Source organism: Parabacteroides sp. CH2-D42-20, assembly GCF_003670185.1.
GTDB lineage: Bacteria > Bacteroidota > Bacteroidia > Bacteroidales > Tannerellaceae > Parabacteroides > Parabacteroides distasonis.
In genome coordinates this window covers 25,143-42,754 of sequence record NZ_RAYG01000033.1, presented here as the reverse complement: position 1 = coordinate 42,754, position 17,612 = coordinate 25,143, and the positions used below count along the sequence as shown (strand labels likewise).

At 46.2% G+C, this 17,612-nt stretch carries 14 protein-coding genes; 4 read left to right on the top strand and 10 right to left on the bottom strand.

Annotation, left to right across the window (positions count from 1 at the left end; all coding sequences use genetic code 11):
• The 7 genes from D7V92_RS18140 to D7V92_RS18110 all read right to left on the bottom strand — a co-directional run bounded on the left by D7V92_RS18140 (window position 1) and on the right by D7V92_RS18110 (window position 6,548).
• Window positions 1–585, bottom strand: coding sequence for an RnfABCDGE type electron transport complex subunit E (locus tag D7V92_RS18140; protein ID WP_005865370.1), 585 nt, complete (start codon window positions 583–585; stop codon window positions 1–3).
• Window positions 586–602: 17 nt separating this feature from the next.
• Entirely contained in the window at window positions 603–1,217 is a 615-nt protein-coding gene (locus D7V92_RS18135) for an RnfABCDGE type electron transport complex subunit G (protein WP_008771710.1), read from the bottom strand.
• A gap of 2 nt (window positions 1,218–1,219) precedes the next feature.
• Window positions 1,220–2,188, bottom strand: coding sequence for an RnfABCDGE type electron transport complex subunit D (locus D7V92_RS18130; protein WP_005855664.1), 969 nt, complete (start codon window positions 2,186–2,188; stop codon window positions 1,220–1,222).
• 12 nt (window positions 2,189–2,200) lie between these two features.
• Entirely contained in the window at window positions 2,201–3,532 is a 1,332-nt protein-coding gene (gene rsxC, locus D7V92_RS18125) for an electron transport complex subunit RsxC (RefSeq protein WP_121773449.1), read from the bottom strand.
• Between the two features lie 11 nt (window positions 3,533–3,543).
• Window positions 3,544–4,476 carry a Fe-S cluster domain-containing protein gene (locus D7V92_RS18120; RefSeq protein ID WP_121773448.1) on the bottom strand — a complete coding sequence of 311 codons (933 nt, stop codon included), beginning with the start codon at window positions 4,474–4,476 and terminating at the stop codon, window positions 3,544–3,546.
• A 9-nt stretch (window positions 4,477–4,485) separates the two neighbouring features.
• Window positions 4,486–4,902 (bottom strand): SoxR reducing system RseC family protein, encoded by a 417-nt coding sequence (locus D7V92_RS18115; protein ID WP_008780945.1) that lies wholly within the window; start codon window positions 4,900–4,902, stop codon window positions 4,486–4,488.
• Window positions 4,903–5,003: 101 nt separating this feature from the next.
• The gene (locus tag D7V92_RS18110) at window positions 5,004–6,548 is read right to left on the bottom strand and encodes a DUF3078 domain-containing protein (protein ID WP_121773447.1); all 1,545 of its coding nucleotides are present in this window, start codon (window positions 6,546–6,548) and stop codon (window positions 5,004–5,006) included.
• Window positions 6,549–6,965: 417 nt separating this feature from the next.
• Here D7V92_RS18110 and D7V92_RS18105 point away from each other — a divergent pair, with 417 nt between their 5' ends.
• The 3 genes from D7V92_RS18105 (at window position 6,966) to D7V92_RS18090 (ending at window position 12,459) form a co-directional block, all read left to right on the top strand.
• A complete protein-coding gene (locus tag D7V92_RS18105) occupies window positions 6,966–8,573 on the top strand; it encodes a CTP synthase (protein WP_005865380.1) in 1,608 nt (535 codons plus the stop codon).
• 10 nt (window positions 8,574–8,583) lie between these two features.
• A complete protein-coding gene (yidC, locus tag D7V92_RS18100; protein ID WP_008771714.1) occupies window positions 8,584–10,485 on the top strand; it encodes a membrane protein insertase YidC in 1,902 nt (633 codons plus the stop codon).
• 249 nt (window positions 10,486–10,734) lie between these two features.
• Window positions 10,735–12,459 (top strand): DUF6057 family protein, encoded by a 1,725-nt coding sequence (locus D7V92_RS18090; RefSeq protein WP_009276308.1) that lies wholly within the window; start codon window positions 10,735–10,737, stop codon window positions 12,457–12,459.
• 16 nt (window positions 12,460–12,475) lie between these two features.
• On the opposite strand, the gene kdsB is transcribed toward D7V92_RS18090, so the two are convergent.
• Both kdsB and D7V92_RS18080 read right to left on the bottom strand, forming a co-directional pair.
• A complete protein-coding gene (gene kdsB, locus D7V92_RS18085) occupies window positions 12,476–13,228 on the bottom strand; it encodes a 3-deoxy-manno-octulosonate cytidylyltransferase (protein ID WP_005865386.1) in 753 nt (250 codons plus the stop codon).
• Between the two features lie 17 nt (window positions 13,229–13,245).
• Entirely contained in the window at window positions 13,246–15,516 is a 2,271-nt protein-coding gene (locus D7V92_RS18080; protein ID WP_008771717.1) for a cation:proton antiporter, read from the bottom strand.
• Between the two features lie 70 nt (window positions 15,517–15,586).
• Between D7V92_RS18080 and D7V92_RS18075 the strand changes: the two genes are divergently transcribed.
• Window positions 15,587–16,222, top strand: a complete 636-nt coding sequence (locus D7V92_RS18075; RefSeq protein ID WP_057329185.1) for a helix-turn-helix domain-containing protein — start codon at window positions 15,587–15,589, stop codon at window positions 16,220–16,222.
• Window positions 16,223–16,228: 6 nt separating this feature from the next.
• On the opposite strand, the gene D7V92_RS18070 is transcribed toward D7V92_RS18075, so the two are convergent.
• A complete protein-coding gene (locus D7V92_RS18070; protein WP_121773445.1) occupies window positions 16,229–17,608 on the bottom strand; it encodes a nodulation protein NfeD in 1,380 nt (459 codons plus the stop codon).
• Window positions 17,609–17,612 lie beyond the last annotated feature (4 nt).

The window sequence follows — 17,612 nt, the reverse complement described above, 5'->3', positions numbered from 1 at the left end:
TTATGCTTTACGCAGTTTGTTTACTATTGCTACCAGATAACCCAAGGCGATAAACGCTCCCGGAGCCAATACGAAGATCAGCGAACCATATTCCTCGGGCATCAAGGTTACGTTGAATAACTTACCGGTTCCCAAGAACTCACGGCAAGCGCCCAGCAGCGTAAGAGCCATCGTAAAGCCCAGTCCGATACCGATTCCGTCGAAAGCGGATGGGATTACGCCGTTCTTCGCAGCGAAAGCCTCGGCACGTCCTAGTACGATACAGTTTACCACGATCAACGGGATAAATAATCCCAAGCTAGCGTATAAAGCCGGGACGAACGCTTCCATGCACATCTGCACTACGGTCACGAACGTCGCGATCACAACGATATATCCCGGGATACGCACCAAGTCGGGGATTACGTTTTTCAAGGCGGAAATCACGATATTCGAGCAAATCAATACGAACATCGTAGCCAATCCCATACTCATGCCGTTGATGGCCGAAGAGGTCGTTCCCAAGGTCGGACACATACCTAACAGTAATACAAATGTCGGGTTCTCCGTGATGATACCATTCATCAATATTTTTAGATTACTCATTGTTCTGTCCTCCCTTTTTATTTGTTATCAGTTGAAGTGGCACCCGTTAATCCGTCTACACCTGCGAATGCGCTATACGCACGGTTCACGGCATCGAGGAACGCACGGCTGGAGATTGTCGCTGCCGTGATAGCGTCCACGTCGCCACCATCTTTTGTTACTTTTAAGCCTCCGTCCGGAATCGTACGCCCCAAGACACTTTGCTTGTTCTTGTCCGCACGGAACCATTCTTGCATCTTGGCTCCCAAGCCCGGAGTCTCGGCGTGTTGCAATACGGAATAGTTCAAGATCTTGCCATCCATATCGAAACCTACGATAACCCGTATCTCACCGCTAAAGCCTTTTTTCGTATTACTCTCTACGGCTCCGCCAACGACTTGTCCGCCTTTCTTGGCAGGATAAATCTTGAGGGAATCACCATCGGAGGAGACAGCCATATAGACGTCCTCAGTCGGTTTGTTGTCGAACTCGGGAGCAACGGCTTTAATCGCTTCCTCCAAGGCGGTCGCTTTGGCTACCGCTATAGGGCCGGCGGTAAACTGGTTCACTCCGGCTAGGATCGCCCCTGCTACCAAGCAAATGCCTGTTAGTGAAAGGAGCATATTGGGTAATGTTGATTTTAATTTTGCCATGCTTACTTTCCTCCGAAATGTTTAGGTTTGATATAGCTGTTGATTAGCGGAGTAAATGCGTTCATGATCAGGATAGCGAACGACATACCTTCCGGGTAAGACCCGAACAAACGGATCACCGTGGTAAGGATTCCGATTCCCACGCCGTAGACAAGCATTCCGTTCTTGCTCATCGGCGAGGTTACGTAGTCGGTCGCCATAAAGATGGAGCCTAATAACAAACCACCGGATAATAAATGAACGAACGGGCTGGCGTATTGTACCGGATTCACCAAGTGCATGATGCCCGTGAATACGAATACGGTAGCCAAGATGGATACCGGGATCTGCCAAGTGATGATCTTTTTCCATAGCATGAATAAAAGACCGAGGATCAAGGCCACGGCGCTCACTTCACCGAGACTACCTCCCATAGCCCCTACAAGCATATTCCCGTAAGACGGAAGCTCGGTCACGCCCTCGTTCATCAACGACAGTACCGTCGCGCCGGTCTGGGCGTCCGTATAAGTCATCGGGAAAACGTTCAAGGCATCTACCACCGGCCAAGTCGTCATCTGCGCCGGGAAGGAGATCAATAAGAATACACGTCCGACCAACGCCGGATTGAAAATATTATTACCTAATCCACCGAAAGACATCTTGCCGATGCCGATCGCCGCCAACGCTCCGATAATAATGATCCAGACCGGAAGGTTGGAAGGTAGGTTGAAGGCCAGCAATACACCCGTCAGGATAGCGGAGCCATCGCAAAGGGTCGGTTCCTTTTTCATCAGGAATCGCTGGATCAAATACTCGAATATCATACAGGCCAGAACCGATACGACCGTAACGATCAACGCTCCCAGACCGAAGAAATAAAGGGATACCAAGAAAGCCGGGATAAGGGCAATCAGTACACCATACATATTTTTGCTTATGCTGTCGCCACCATGGATGTGGGGCGAGGGCGATACGTATAAATTATTTTCCATGTTGCTCTTGTTTTATGACTTTCTAGACCGGATAATACCCATAACTTTTCCTTTACCCAACCGGATCTGATCCAGCAACGGACGGTTGGCCGGACAGGTATAACTACACGACCCGCACTCGATACAGTCGGTGATATAGTTCTTCTCCGCCAATTCCCAATTCTGGAATTCCGTGGCGTTCATCAATAGGGTAGGGTTCAATCCCATCGGGCAGACACTTACGCATTTGGCGCAACGGATGCAATCCCGGATCGGCTTGCGGACAGATTCCTCCGTCGTCAGTAATAAAACACCGGAGCTTCCTTTGCAAACCGGCACCTCGGCGCTGATCAACGCTTTACCCATCATCGGTCCGCCACCGATAATCTTACCCGTATTCTCGGGCAGGCCACCTGCGGCCTCGATCAAGCAACTGATCGGTGTTCCCATACGAACCAAGAAATTGGAAGGATTAGCTACCGCCTTACCCGTGATCGTCACCACACGCTCGAACAACGGTTTATTCTTTTGTACCGCCTCGTAAACGGCATAAGCTGTTCCTACGTTCTGTACCACGGCACCCGCCGAGATAGGAAGCGCACCACTTTTTACCTGACGGCGAATAACGGCGTCGATCAATTGTTTCTCGCCTCCTTGCGGATATTGTACCTTAAGCGGCATGATCTCTATACCTTTATAATTTACCGCCAACTTTTGCAGATGGGCGATAGCGTCCGGCTTGTTATTCTCGATACCGATCACGGCCTTGTTCACGTTGACCGCTTTCATTAGGATCGTGACACCGACTAGGATTTGCTCGCCTTTCTCCAGCATCAACGAATGGTCGGAAGTAAGATAAGGCTCACACTCCACGGCGTTGATGATTACGATCTCTGCCTTGTTTCCGGGAGGCGGCATCAATTTCACCTGCGTAGGGAAAGTCGCTCCACCCAGACCGACGATACCGGAAGCGGCGATCTTATCCACGATTTCCTTGGAAGACAGCGTGCACTCCTTCACTAAGGTCTCGCTGCGGTCGATCGTCTCTTCCCATTCATCACCTTCCACATCTATATAGATAGCGGGACGTTTGTATCCGCTAGCGTCGAGAGCGTTATCTATCTTGTTCACTTTGCCGGATACGGAAGAGTGGATGTTCGCTGATACGAAACCACCCGCCTTGGCTAGCAATGTACCCACCTTTACCAGATCCCCTTTCTTCACCACGGCCTGCGCCGGGGCGCCGATATGCTGGCTGAGGGGGATAATCACCTGTTTAGGCGTAGCGAGAGCCGTAATTTTCTTACCGGCAGACAGTTTATTCTCGGGGGGATGTATACCTCCGATTCGAAATGTCCTTAGCATACTATTAGATTTTAATTTAGATTTGTTTTTTCTTCACTTGTAACTTTCGGTGTGGCTTCCGGTTTCACGGTAGCCTCTGCCTTCGGCGCCGGTTTCACGGTCTCCGCTTTCGGAGCGGGAGCGGCTTCCTTACGAGGAGGGAAATTCAGCTCATGAATAGCTCCTGTCGGACATACAGCCACGCATTTGCGGCACATCCGGCACTTCGTATAATCGATATAAGCTACGTTGTTTGTTACGGTGATCGCCTCGAACGGACATTCCTTGGCGCATTTGCCACAGCCGATACAAGCGTTGGCGCAAGCCTTGCGGGCGGCGGCTCCCTTATCTTTATTTACGCAAGACACGTAAATCCGGCGTGATTTAGGTCCTTTCTTTCTCAACTCGATGATACTCTTCGGGCAAGCCTTCACGCAAGCGCCGCAGGAAGTGCATTTTTCCTCGTCCACCTCGGCGATTCCCGTAGCCGGGTTGATGTGGATCGCGTCGAAAGCGCAGGCGTTCACACAGTCGCCATAACCTAGGCAACCGAAAGAACAATTCGTCTCGCCTCCGTAAAGGGTAGAGGCGATGGCGCAACTTTTCGTTCCATCATAAGAGTTTGTACGTGGGCGGGCCTGACAAGTTCCGTTGCAACGGACAACGGCTACCATGGGTTCGGCTGTACCCGCCTCTTTACCCAGTATTGTAGCGACCTTGGCCATGACCGGGCCACCACCAACGGGGCAGAGCAATCCGTCTAATGAGTCAGCTTTTACGCAAGCGCCTGCGAATCCGGCGCAACCCGGATAACCGCAACCTCCACAGTTCGCCCCGGGAAGGACTTCCTGTACTTGTGCGATGCGAGGATCTTCGTAGACTTCAAATTTCTTGGAAGCAGCGTAGAGGAAAACCGCTCCGACCGCCCCGATTGCTCCTAATGAAATAACGGCAATTAAAATCATGATATATTATCAATTAAGTTTTTTCAAAGTAAATATAAATCGTCTTTTTAGTTTGTCACGCATTAAGTATAGTATACAGTAATAAGGCAGTAAAAGCGATAAACCGGTTAACCCGCTCGTGGTCTCGTCCCATTGTAGATTCGTCCCGATTACGATGGCCCCCACGACTATCACCAAAGGAATGACAAATGCCAGCAATACGGCCTGAAGTCCCATGGAATTTTGTCCGCATATTATCACTTCCTCGTTTACGTGAAACCGTCCCGACCGATCGGGTACCTCAATGATCTTATCCTTTTTCTCGGATGCCGAGCACATAGACTGTGCGTGGCATCCCGAGCATGCGGATTGTTGGGTAATGCGGACGAAGACGGTGTCGCCATCGATCTTCTCTACAAATCCTGTATGATTTATACTTTCGCTCATATTTGTAATCTCGACATTGCAAAATCAAGGCAAAAGTAAGTATAATTTAGAAACTATGTCACGATTAACAAAGTTTATTATTCGAAATCTTAAATCCTAGCTTACCATTTGTAATTAAAACCGAAACTTAACAACTCATTAAGCTGGAAATAACTCTTGTTATCCTCTGTTTTTTCCACTCCATCGTCGTATCTAAGGTGAAAATAGATACGTGTGGAGAAAAAGCGGCTGATGGCCAGAACCAAGGTATTCTCGAACTCCCCGATGGTATGATCGCCGTAAGTGGTAAAGAAATAAAGACGGGATTGCCAGCTTACGTTACGGTTGAAATCGAAGGCGAGGTCTGCGCGGATCGTGGAACCTATTTGGCTTAGCTTGTTATTGAACTCACCGGTTTCCTCGTTTTTCTTGAAACCGTGACGGCTATAATCGATCTCTTGTGTCGTATACATATATGTATAGGAGATCGGCGCCAAGTTGGTGCTGAATTTAATCTTCTTATGCTTGTCGGTAAATTGTTTTTCCAGCTCGTATTTCATACCGAGACCGAAGTTGATAGAGAACGGGGCTAGGAATGCGGCCTGTTTGATGCGCTCGTTCTCTTGGTAGTTGGTGAAGAACTGGGTCTTGAACTCAGCGTCGAACGTATAGTACCATTTGTTGAACGCTTGGTAGCCGACGTTGCTGTGTATACGGAATACGTCGTCACCGATCTTATAGTTCCTTAAGGTATCCTTCGGTGCCGTATATACGCTGGCTTTGAATTCCAGTTCGTTCGTTACTTGTACCTTATCTTTCTTATAGTCGTATTTTAAATTGTTCTTGGTGAACAGGTTCAAGTTGCTACTTCCACCTTTATACCAGTTCTCCGAAACGTAGTTCTGGGAGAATTGGATGGCGCTCTCGAAGGCCGATATCCAGTATCTCCGCTCCGGGATAAAGCGGGCGGGAGCGTCTACGTCCTCAAAATTGGCATCAGCCTCCACCTTGATCGGCAAGTCCTCATAAATATTCTTCTTGATGAATTTAGGTTTGATCACCTCATTGGGCAGATCCCTCTCGGAGTAGCGGAAATAAGTCGGGTAATTGTTCTGCACATATTTGTAAGCCATCTCCTCGAACTGTTTGTTTCGCTCCAGATCTTTGAAGATGGAGTCTGTCCGGTATAAGTTATCATAGGGAGTCCTCTCCTTCAATGAATCGAAGTTATAGAATATCAAGTTTTTGGGTAGATAATCTCCCCGGAAAACGATCGGCATGAATAAAGGGTTTACGATCACGGTGTCTCGGAAGGTCATCGTATTATCGAAAGCCGTGGAGGCGTCTCGTACCAGACGGGCCCAATACATCGCCTCGTCCGAGATCTCCAGTTCGTCTTTTTTCAAGAAACGCAGTAAATTCGTGCTTGGGGCCAAGGGCGCCGAGTAAGTCTTGTTTTGTTTCTCGAATTGTTTACGAATGTCTACGATGTTGTCTAATTCCTCTTCGCCAAGATTGATCGCAGGAATCGTATCATCCGATACGACTTGCTGTGCGGGACGTTGAACTATCGTTCCGGTAACTAGTTGGTTCTCTTGGCTGTATGCCGAGCTCCCAATTAGTGAAAGTAATAATAGCGCATACACACCATGCCTCTTCATCATCATAATACCTTATTTACATCTATTAGTTGTAGTGGTCGCAAAATTAGCTAAAAAGAATGATATACAACATACGATTTGATATTTATCTGGGTAAAAGTTACGATCACTGAGGCAAAGCAGGTGTGTCTAGCGAGGCTTATACGGACTTGCCTCAGTACTCCGCAGGAAGTACTGGAATACTTCGGTTAAAGTACTTCAGTACTTCCTACGTAGTACCGAAGTAATTCCATGAGAAGTACTGTCTTTAGTGCCGTGCTTCGGGTCGGGAATCGGAAGAGTCCTGCCGAAGCCCGGGTCAGTTCTGGAGATATTCAGCGAGAAATAAAAACATTAAATTTGGCATGTCTCGATGAAAATCGCTAACTTTGCGGTTTCGAAATGCAGGTGTGCAATTAAAAAGATAACTAAAATATTACTATCGTGGCAGATACAAAGTACATTTTCGTTACAGGCGGCGTGGTCTCTTCCTTAGGTAAGGGAATTATTTCCGCTTCTTTAGGTAAGCTCCTTCAAGCAAGAGGTTACAAGGTTACTATCCAAAAATTTGATCCTTACATCAACATCGACCCGGGTACGTTGAACCCTTATGAGCATGGGGAATGTTACGTGACCGTTGATGGACATGAGGCTGACTTGGACTTGGGCCATTACGAGCGTTTCTTGAATGTCCAGACTACCCGTGCGAATAATATCACTACCGGACGTATCTATCAAAGCGTGATCAACAAGGAGCGTAAGGGGGATTATCTGGGTAAGACGGTGCAGGTGGTACCTCATATCACGGATGAGATCAAGCGTAATGTGAAATTATTGGGTAGCAAGTATAAATTTGACTTCGTGATCACCGAGATCGGTGGTACGGTGGGTGATATCGAGTCTCTGCCTTTCATAGAGAGCGTTCGCCAGTTGAAATGGGAGCTGGGTAAGAACTGCCTTTGCGTACATCTTACTTACGTGCCTTATATCGCGGCGGCGAAAGAGTATAAGACGAAGCCTACGCAACATTCCGTGAAGCAATTGCAGGAGTTAGGCATCCAGCCAGACGTGTTGGTTTTACGTACGGAGCATGAGCTGAACGCGAACTTGTTACGTAAGGTGGCGTTGTTCTGTAACGTGGCCGAGGATTCCGTGATCCAGTCGATCGACGTACCGACGATCTACGAGGTTCCTTTGGTATTGCAACGCCAGAAGATGGACGAGGTGGTCTTGCGTAAGGTCGGTATGGAAGTCGGCCCGACTCCGGAGTTGAAGCCTTGGAAGGAATTCCTTGCCTTGAAGAGCACGGCTACGGATACGGTGAAGATCGGTTTGGTTGGTAAATACGTGGAATTGCAAGACGCTTATAAGTCGATCGACGAGTCTTTGTTGCAAGCCGCTATTTACAATCATCATAAACTGGATTTGCATTTGTTCCATTCGGAGAAATTAAATAACGAGAACGCCGCCGAGCAATTGAAGGATATGGATGGTATCTTGATCGCCCCCGGATTCGGGCAGAGAGGTATCGAGGGCAAGTTTGCCGCTATCAAATACGCTCGTGAGCATGATGTCCCTTGCTTGGGTATCTGCTTGGGTATGCAGTGCATGGTGATAGAGTTTGCCCGTGACGTATTAGGTTTGGCGGATGCCAACTCTACGGAGATGGAGCCGAATACGGCACATAAGGTGATCGACTTGATGGAGGAGCAGAAGAACGTTACCAATATGGGAGGTTCCATGCGTTTGGGTGCTTACGACTGTACGCTGAAAGAGGGCTCCAAGGTATTGGAGGCATACGGCAAGGAGCATATCCAAGAGCGTCATCGCCATCGTTTCGAGTTCAACAACGAGTATAAGAAGCAATATGAGGCCGCCGGTATGATGTGTACGGGTGAGAATCCGGAGACAAATCTGGTAGAGGTGGTAGAGATCCCCGCCTTGAAATGGTTCGTGGGCGTTCAATATCATCCGGAGTACAACAGTACCGTGGTGAATCCGAATCCTCTTTTCCTCAGCTTCGTGAAAGCTGCTATCGAAAATAAAAAATAATTGGTGATAAATGGATAAAAACACATTAATAGGTTTTCTGCTGATCGGTGTCGTATTATTTGCGTTTAGCTGGTTCAACCGGCCAACGCCTGAGCAGTTGGAGGCGCAACGTCGTTACCAAGATTCAATCGCGAAGATTGAGTATGCCCAGCAACTGGAATTGCAGAAACAAGAGAACAAAAGTGCTTTAGTGGAGGATTCGTTGGAGAACGTGCCGGACTCGGTAAGGGCGCAACGTTTGCAGCAGAGCTTCGGCGTATTCGGCGAAGCTATGGTGGGTACGGAAGATTACACGACCCTACAAAATAACTTGGTTGAGCTTCGTATCAGCAATAAGGGCGGACGTATTTGTTACGCACGCTTGAAGGAGTATGATACGTATAATGACGAGCCTCTCGTTTTGTTCGATGAGAAAGAGTCTAATTTTAATTTTACGTTGGTCACGGCTACGAACCGTGTCGTGAATACGGGCGATTTGTATTTTACCCCGGTTAAAGGTAATGACCCGAATTCCGTGATCATGCGTTTGAACACCGGCGAGGGTAGTCATCTGGATTTTACCTATACCTTGAAACCGGATGATTATATGGTGCAATACCAGATTCTGGGTACGGGATTGAACGGTGTCTTGGCACCGAGCACGAATGCCTTGGATTTATTGTGGGAGCAGGATATCCGCCAACAGGAAAAAGGACGTAAGTTTGAGGATCGCTACGTGACTTTGAACTACAAGTTCATGGCGGACGACGTGGAACACCTGAGCGAGTCGAAGAGTGACAGCAAGCAGATCCCGAACCGCTTGAAATGGATCGGTTATAAGGATATGTTCTTCTCTACCGTATTGATCTCGCAAGAGGGCTTTGAGGCTACTACCTTAGACTCGAAAGCGATTCCGGAGGGGGATGTATTGAAACAATTCAAGACGACCACTTCCGTACCTTTCGACTTGCAAGGTAAGGAGGCCACGAACCTGTCCTTTTATTTCGGACCGAATAAGTTCGCCTTGTTGAAGTCCTTCGATAAAGGTGTCGTTGCCGAGCAGCAACTGGATCTGGAGAAGTTGGTTCCGCTAGGTTGGGGTATTTTCCGTTGGGTGAATCAATATTTCGTGATCCCTTTGTTCGACTTCTTGGGTAAGTTTATCCATAATTATGGTATCTTGATTCTTTTGATGACTATCATCGTGAAGATCATCCTTTTCCCGTTGACGTATAAGTCTTATATGTCGTCCGCCAAGATGCGTGTATTGCGTCCGCAAGTGGAGGAGATCAACGCTAAGTATCCCGGACAGGATAAGGCTATGGAACGGCAGAAAGCGACGATGGAGCTATATAGCCGTGCGGGGGCGAGCCCGATGAGCGGTTGCTTGCCGATGTTGTTGCAGATGCCGATCTTGATCGCTTTATTCATGTTCTTCCCGTCGGCGATCGAGTTACGTCACCAGAGTTTCCTTTGGGCGCACGACTTGTCTACTTACGACGCTATCTTTAGTTGGAATAAATATATTCCGATCATCACTCCGTATTTCGGAAATCACATCAGTTTGTTCTGTTTGTTGATGACGATCACGAATATTTTTTATACCAAGTATAATATGGAGATGACGAATACCGGGCAGCAACAGATGCCGGGCATGAAGGCCATGATGTACATGATGCCGTTGATGTTCTTGGTGTTCTTCAACCAGTATGCTTCCGGTTTGACGTATTACTATTTCATCTCTACGTTGATCACAATCGTGCAGACATTGATCTTCCGCTATACGATCAATGAGGATAAATTGTTAGCTAAGTTGGAAGCAAACAAACGGAAACCGATGAAGAAATCCGGTTTCATGAAACGTCTGGAAGAGGCTCAACGAGCACAGCAGGAGACGTTGCGTAAACAACAAGAGGCTAAGAAAAAACGATAGGATAATAGTAATTGTTGTCCTTGAAAAAGGTCCCTTTATTTGCTTATTGGTAGATAAAGGGATTTTTTTTGTATATCTTGGCTCCTCTACTTGAAAAACAAGACGTCTTGATCATGATTCTATTTGTTTATTTGTATTTATTCAAAACTTTTTGTTTGTTTGCATTGTTTTGTATTCAAAAGATTGATGAGGAAATTGATTTTTTCTATATTGAGGAAATAGGGAGGTTATAAATAAGAGATTTTGTCAATGACAAAAAATGAACGATCGCTTCAATGGGTAATAGCGGGAATATTCTTCGTAGTATGCTTTGCTTTCTTTCAATGGATTTACCCAAACCATTTGTTCTTCAAAGAGCAGATGAGGATTTTTTTGTATACCACCGATTATTTTATCTCGTTCTGGGATGAGCCGGCCTGGTTGAGCTGTTATGTGGGGAATTTCTTGATACAGTTCTTCCATTTGACTGTGATAGGTCCGTTAATCGTGACGTGCGTGTTGTTGCTCTTATGGTATTACTCTATGCGGGTTTTACGCAAGTTCGGAAATGGTAATATGGTCTCCATATATGCGTTGTTTCCGGTAGCGTTAGAGTGGGGATTGATTTGCCGGTTGTCGTATAGTATAGCGTCTACGCTTACGTTGATTTTCGTGCTATGGCTCTTCTTGGGATACATCCGGATTAAGAATAAGAGAACGTCCGTTTGGGTGGCTTTTATACTTCTTCCCATAATTTATAGCATGGTCGGTAGCCGGCTGTTTGTCTTCTCCTTGATGGTGATATTCTATGAGGGAGCCAAGAATAGGAAACGGTGGTGGTTCTGGCTTTCTCTTTTGTTATCGAGTTATTTATATCCGTTGTTCATGCGTCATTTTTATGGATTGAGCATTGAGGAGGCCTATAAATATTCCCATGTGGATGGCTTGAGCGTATATTTCCCCGCTTTAGCGTTGATTCTAGAGATATTCGCTTTGGAGATTAAAAGTATACGTAGGATACGTCTGAACCGGCATAGCTTGCTTATTACCTTTTTAGTCGTATTTGGATTCTTTTCATTTGTTATAGCGGGTACGAACCGGAAGCGGGAAAAGGTTCTGGCAGTAGACCAAGCGATCTATAGGGGTGATTGGGAGCGAGTCTTGGATTTGTCTGCCGGATTTGATTCTCCCGATATCTTGGTAAGTTATTATAGGAATATAGCTTTCTCCAAGAAGAACGAGTTGCCCCAGAATTTGATGGATCATTATCAACGAGGGGCGGACGCCTTGTTCTTACCGATCGATTTGAGGTCTTCTATACTTCCCGTGTTTTTCAGTAATGAGGTGTATTATCAATTGGGAGATATGGATATGGCCCGTCACCGGGCGATCGAAGGAATCTTGTTCAGCCCTAAACAAAGAAGCGTACGGCAGATCAAGCGGCTGGTGGAGATTGATATGCGGCGAGGGGATATTGAGGAGGCTAGAAAATACCTGAACCTATTGGACGCGACGTTATTTTATCACTCATGGGCAAGGTCGAAGGAGGAACAGTTGAAGGGTGAGGAGACCTTGTCGATGGAGAAACGTTTGCCGAGGAAAAGTGATTGGGAGCGAGAGCACGACATACTAATGTCCATATCCGATTATCCGGGCGTACTGTCAAGTTTGGTGGCGGAATATCCGGAAAATAAACAGGCATTGGATTATTTGTTGTGCTATTATTTACTGAACGAGAATTTGAATAGTTTTAAGAATGCGTTCGATACTTATTATAAAGGAAAATTTGAGGTTGTACCCCGTTTGTACGAGGAGGCTTTGGTACAAGTCTTATCTAAAAGCTCGGACGAGGAGGTGGACGGTTATCAGATACCTCAAGATGTTATCGAGGATTACCAAGATTACATCCATTGTAAATCGGGTAGAAAAGCAAAGGAGGAATTACGAGAACGTTATTCCTCCACCTATTGGTACTACTCTGACTATATTCATTGAATAATAGTGTAAGTGATCAGCGGTTCGCAAGGAAGGCTAAGGCTTTCTCCATGTCCTCCGGTGTATCTATACCGATCGTTTCTTGCTCTGTGATGCCGACCTTGATTTTATAACCGTTTTCCAACCAGCGTAATTGTTCAAGGCTTTCCGCCAGTTCTAAAGCGGATTGAGGTAATTGGGTGATTTCTTTCAGCACTTGCGCACGATAGGCATATAACCCGATATGTTTGTAAAAGGTATGACTCGGCAACCATTCCGTATATTTCTTGCCCCGGATATAAGGAATAATAGATCGACTGAAATACATAGCCTCGTTGTTTTTGTTGAGTACGACTTTCGGGGAATTGGGATTGAATAGGGTACTCTCGAAATCATCGTCCGAACGGAAAGGCTTTACCAATGTCGCTATTTGCGTGTTTGCGTCGGCGAAGCAGGTTTTGATCGTCTGGATTTGCTCGGGATGGATAAAAGGCTCGTCACCTTGGATATTGACAATCACATCATACCCTTCGCCTATTTTCTGATAAGCCTCGTAGCAACGATCCGTACCGCTACGATGTTGATCGGAGGTCATGACGACTTGGCCACCGAAGGCTTTAACCGCATTCTCTATCCGGATATCGTCGGTAGCTACGCAAACGGAGTCTAAGACATCCTTTACTTGCTCATATACACGTTGTATCATGGGCTTTCCGTTCATATCCGCTAATGGCTTCCCCGGAAAACGGGTAGAGGCGTATCTCGCCGGAATAATTCCTATAAACTTCATCATTCTATATCGTTTTGTTAACTGGTTACTACTTTTCCTTCGCTTAACTGGATCAACTTATCCCGTTCGCCTACGATCCATACGATATCTCCTTCCTCGAAAACCGTACTGGGAGGCGGATTCTTGATCGAGCTACTTCCACGTTCGATACCGATTACCAAACAAGCGGCTTTATCACGGATACCGGACTCTATGATGGAGCGGCCAATCAATCGGGAACCTTCCGAGATAATGATTTGCTCCATGTTCATCTCTTCCTTTCTTGTGTTCGATTGCTCGGCGTATGATTTCTTGTAGCGTTCCTCCAGATATTTCCTAAAGTGCTCCAGATCATCATCGGCGCCAACTACTACCAGTTTATCGAACGGGTAGAGCCGCTCGTCTCCTCCCGGTATATTGATTCGCTTCTCTCCCCGGATAATCGTTACGATATTTACGTTGCACTTTTGCCTGAAGTTTAATTCTTTCAGGCTTTTTCCCATACTGGGGGAATTCTGCTTCACCTCGAAATCCGCTAAATGGAGATCTCGTTCTAATAAGTGGTTCGCGAAACGCTGGTTGATCGGGGCTTTTCGCTCTTGTTCCACTTCCCTCGCTACAAGGTTACTGAAAAAATGCCGTTCCATCAGGATCGACTGCCTCTTTAGCCGTTTGGAGAATATCATTAATACGATAACGGCGGAAGCGACCGCTAGCATAATTCCTAGCGCAGCATTCAATAACCGTGCGACAGGAAGCATGACGAGACCGATACAGAGCAGGATTCTGAGGATCACGAGTGAGACTAGGGGACCCCGGTTATATTTATTATCGTTCCATAATTGCTGGAACTCCACGGAATGATTCTTTTTCATCATGATCGCCCGCAACATCGGGGAGATCAGAGCTAGGATTAAGATCAAGGAGATTAGATTTCCTTGGATGCCGGGCAAATGTTTGCAGATGAACGGTGTCACGATTTGTAGCCATAAAAAGATAAGTACTAGGCAGACGGCGGTATAAGTACCGACGATGCGGACCAAGGCTTTTAGTAACTTATTCCATGCGCTTTTTTGACGGATCGTATTGGAACCGGATGAATATCGCTCCAAGAACTGTTTCCAATTCTCCGGTATGATCCGCTCCGCCCATTTGTAGGCAGGTTCCGCTAGCCGGATCATATAAGGTGTGAAGAATGTCGTGATCACGGATACGGCGACAACGATCGGATACAGATATTGATCCGTCACGTTTAATGATAGTCCCAAACCTGCGATGATGAAGGCGAATTCTCCGATCTGCGCTAACGAGAAACCAGACTGGATGGCTATTTTTATCGGTTGTCCGGACAGTAATACTCCGAAGCTGGCGAAACAAATCTGTCCGGCCATGACTACGAGCGTGATAATGAAAATCGGGATTTTATACTCCCAGAGCATCTGAGGATCGATTAACATGCCTACAGACACGAAGAAAATCGCTCCAAATAAGTCTTTTACGGGTTTTACCAAATGCTCGATCCGTTCAGCGTCAATGGTCTCGGCCAAAATCGAACCCATGACAAAAGCTCCGAGAGCCGATGAGAATCCGGCTTTTGTGGCGATCATAACCATACCAAGGCATAGCCCGATGCTCACGATCAACAGAGTCTCCTCATTTAGGAAGCTTTTTGCCTTTTTCAGAAAAGAGGGGATCAAATAGATCCCGACGACGAAACAGAATAAAAGGAAAATGCCTAATTTGACTACGCTATCCAGCATCTCCATGCCTTCCACGTGTTTACTTACCGCTACGGTAGAAAGTAATACCATTAATAATACGGCGAATAGATCCTCTACTACCAAGATACCGAATACGACACCGGCGAATCGTTGGTTACGCAATCCCATGTCGTCGAATGCCTTGAAGATAATCGTCGTGGAAGACATCGATAACATACCTCCGAGGAAAAGACTGTTCATATGTCCCCAACCCAGTGATAAGCCCGTGATATATCCCGCTGTCATCATACCTATAACAACGGTTATGGCTCCAATGACGGCGGTTCCTCCCACCTTCATCAACTTCTTGAAACTGAAATCGAGCCCCAAAGCGAATAACAGGAAGATAACGCCTATATCAGCCCAGATACGGATACTTTCCACATCTGTAACTGTCGGTATTTGCTCGATGGAAGGCCCGGCGAGTATTCCGGCTACGATATACCCCAATACGACCGGTTGCTTTAACTTTTTGAATAACAGGGTAACCAACCCGGCGGATATGAGTATGACCGCAAGATCTGATATTAGCGCAGGTATCTGAGACATCGTTTATTGTTTTTTCGATTGCCAAAGTTAGGTATTTATTTTAATTTTGTGTCTCAAAACAGAAGCCAAAATGAAGAAGAAACATCCGATTGAAGCGCTTATAGAGCAAGGGGAACATCAACAACTTGATTTTAAGTTTGAGGTGAGCGACAGTAAGAAGATCGCCCGGACGTTGAGTGCGTTCGCAAATACAGATGGCGGGCGTCTGCTGATTGGAGTGAAGGATAACGGCGCTATTTCCGGTGTGAGAAGTGAGGAGGAATATTATATGATCGAGGCTGCTTCTAAAATGTATACGCATCCCGAGGTGCCGTTTACAGCTAAGCGCTGGGATGTCAACGGGAAGGCCGTATTGGAGGTCTATATCGCCCCAAGCGATGAGAAACCGCATACGGCACCGGATAAAGACGATAAATACAAGGCCTATATCCGGGTTGCGGACGAGAATATATTAGCGAACGAAGTCCTCATGCAAGCATGGAAGAAGCAGAAAACCAAAGAAGGTACATTGCTGAAAATAAGTAAGCCCGTCGAGATCCTGTTTTCTTGGCTCGACGAGCATCCGTATATCAGCATAAAGCAGTTTTGCCGTATCGCCCATATCAATTATTATGCGGCCCGTAACATCCTAAGTGATTTGATGGCTATGGGAGCGATGGAATATGTCGTGATCGATAAATGTATTGCCTATAAACGGATCGCATAGACTCGTTTATAGGTTGATTACATAGACTTGCGCGCTCTCGAATCTGACGACTTTGATAGGAGTCCCTTTCTCGATGAAGCCAGACTCCGATACGCCGTCATACAACTCTCCCTCGATAGATACCTTACCCGAAGGACGTAAAACGGTAGCGGCCGTGCCCTCTTTTCCGATCAGTTGTGTCAAATTGGGGCTGGATACCGCTTTTTCCAAATCAGCGTTTAATGCCATTTTCTTTAGCGGTCCTTTATGTCCTATTTTGTTGGATAACCATATCACTAGCGTGAATCCGATACCCAGACCTAATAGAACCGTTAAAGCGGCTCTGCCCGTATCCATTCCAGATACGTTTTGAAAATCAAAAACAGTATTGTTCAGTAAGCTCATTGTAAGTCCGCCGACCACGAGAATAATTCCACTTATCCCCGCTATGCCAAAGCCCGGGATCACGAATATCTCCAACATTATTAATATAACGCCGAGAATGAATAACAGGATTTCCCAGTTTTCAGCCAACCCGTCCATATAGAGAGGAGCGAAGTAAAGGATAGCCGCTATTATCGCGGCAGCGGATGGAAAACCAAGCCCCGGGGTTTGCATCTCGAAATAAATACCACCGATGATAATAATGATTAATAAGCCCTGTATTACCGGACTCATAAAGAAACCTTTTACATTATCGAACCATGAGGGTTGATAACTTTTAATCTCATAGTCCTTACATCCGATATATTCTGTGATTACTTGATCCGGACTCTCGGCGATGCCATCGCAATAACCCCATTTGAGTGCTTCTTGAGAGGTAAGTGTCAATACTTTACCACTATCGATGAGGTTGGGGACGATCACTCTGTCATCGACCATCGCTTCGGCGATTAAAGGATCTCTTTTCCATTTATAGATCGTGTCGCCGTTTTGTATAAGCGTATCTTTCCCTTGCGCCTCAGCCGTCGAACGGATCATGGAACGCATATAAGATTGATATTTATCAGGTAGAGCCGCACCCGTTTGATTGACAACCGTTGCCGCTCCTATATTCGCCCCTTTCCGCATATAGATTTTCTTGCATGCTATGGAAATTAAAGCACCTGCTGAAGCTGCGTTATTATCGATAAATACATATACCGGTATGGGACTATATAAAATAGCCGTTCGCATAGAATCGGCAGATTCCAGTAATCCGCCGTATGTGTTCATATGCAATAAGATGGCATCGGCGCTCAATTGCTTGGCCTCTGATAATCCGTTATGGAGATAAATCCACGTGGTGTTATCGATCTCTTTTTTTATATCAATCGTATATATTAAGGACTTCTCTTTAGCCTCCGATTGAAGAGAGATTGCAAGTATTAATATTATAGCTGTTAATATTGTTAATAAACGTTTCATCTTG

What these genes read in the sequence shown, in the direction of transcription:
- D7V92_RS18140 (WP_005865370.1), bottom strand. Translation starts at nt 585, where the DNA reads ATGAGTAATCTAAAAATATTGATGAATGGTATCATCACGGAGAACCCG.
- D7V92_RS18135 (WP_008771710.1), bottom strand. Translation starts at nt 1,217, where the DNA reads ATGGCAAAATTAAAATCAACATTACCCAATATGCTCCTTTCACTAACA.
- D7V92_RS18130 (WP_005855664.1), bottom strand. Translation starts at nt 2,188, where the DNA reads ATGGAAAATAATTTATACGTATCGCCCTCGCCCCACATCCATGGTGGC.
- rsxC (WP_121773449.1), bottom strand. Translation starts at nt 3,532, where the DNA reads ATGCTAAGGACATTTCGAATCGGAGGTATACATCCCCCCGAGAATAAA.
- D7V92_RS18120 (WP_121773448.1), bottom strand. Translation starts at nt 4,476, where the DNA reads ATGATTTTAATTGCCGTTATTTCATTAGGAGCAATCGGGGCGGTCGGA.
- D7V92_RS18115 (WP_008780945.1), bottom strand. Translation starts at nt 4,902, where the DNA reads ATGAGCGAAAGTATAAATCATACAGGATTTGTAGAGAAGATCGATGGC.
- D7V92_RS18110 (WP_121773447.1), bottom strand. Translation starts at nt 6,548, where the DNA reads ATGATGATGAAGAGGCATGGTGTGTATGCGCTATTATTACTTTCACTA.
- yidC (WP_008771714.1), top strand. Translation starts at nt 8,584, where the DNA reads ATGGATAAAAACACATTAATAGGTTTTCTGCTGATCGGTGTCGTATTA.
- D7V92_RS18090 (WP_009276308.1), top strand. Translation starts at nt 10,735, where the DNA reads ATGACAAAAAATGAACGATCGCTTCAATGGGTAATAGCGGGAATATTC.
- kdsB (WP_005865386.1), bottom strand. Translation starts at nt 13,228, where the DNA reads ATGAAGTTTATAGGAATTATTCCGGCGAGATACGCCTCTACCCGTTTT.
- D7V92_RS18080 (WP_008771717.1), bottom strand. Translation starts at nt 15,516, where the DNA reads ATGTCTCAGATACCTGCGCTAATATCAGATCTTGCGGTCATACTCATA.
- D7V92_RS18075 (WP_057329185.1), top strand. Translation starts at nt 15,587, where the DNA reads ATGAAGAAGAAACATCCGATTGAAGCGCTTATAGAGCAAGGGGAACAT.
- D7V92_RS18070 (WP_121773445.1), bottom strand. Translation starts at nt 17,608, where the DNA reads ATGAAACGTTTATTAACAATATTAACAGCTATAATATTAATACTTGCA.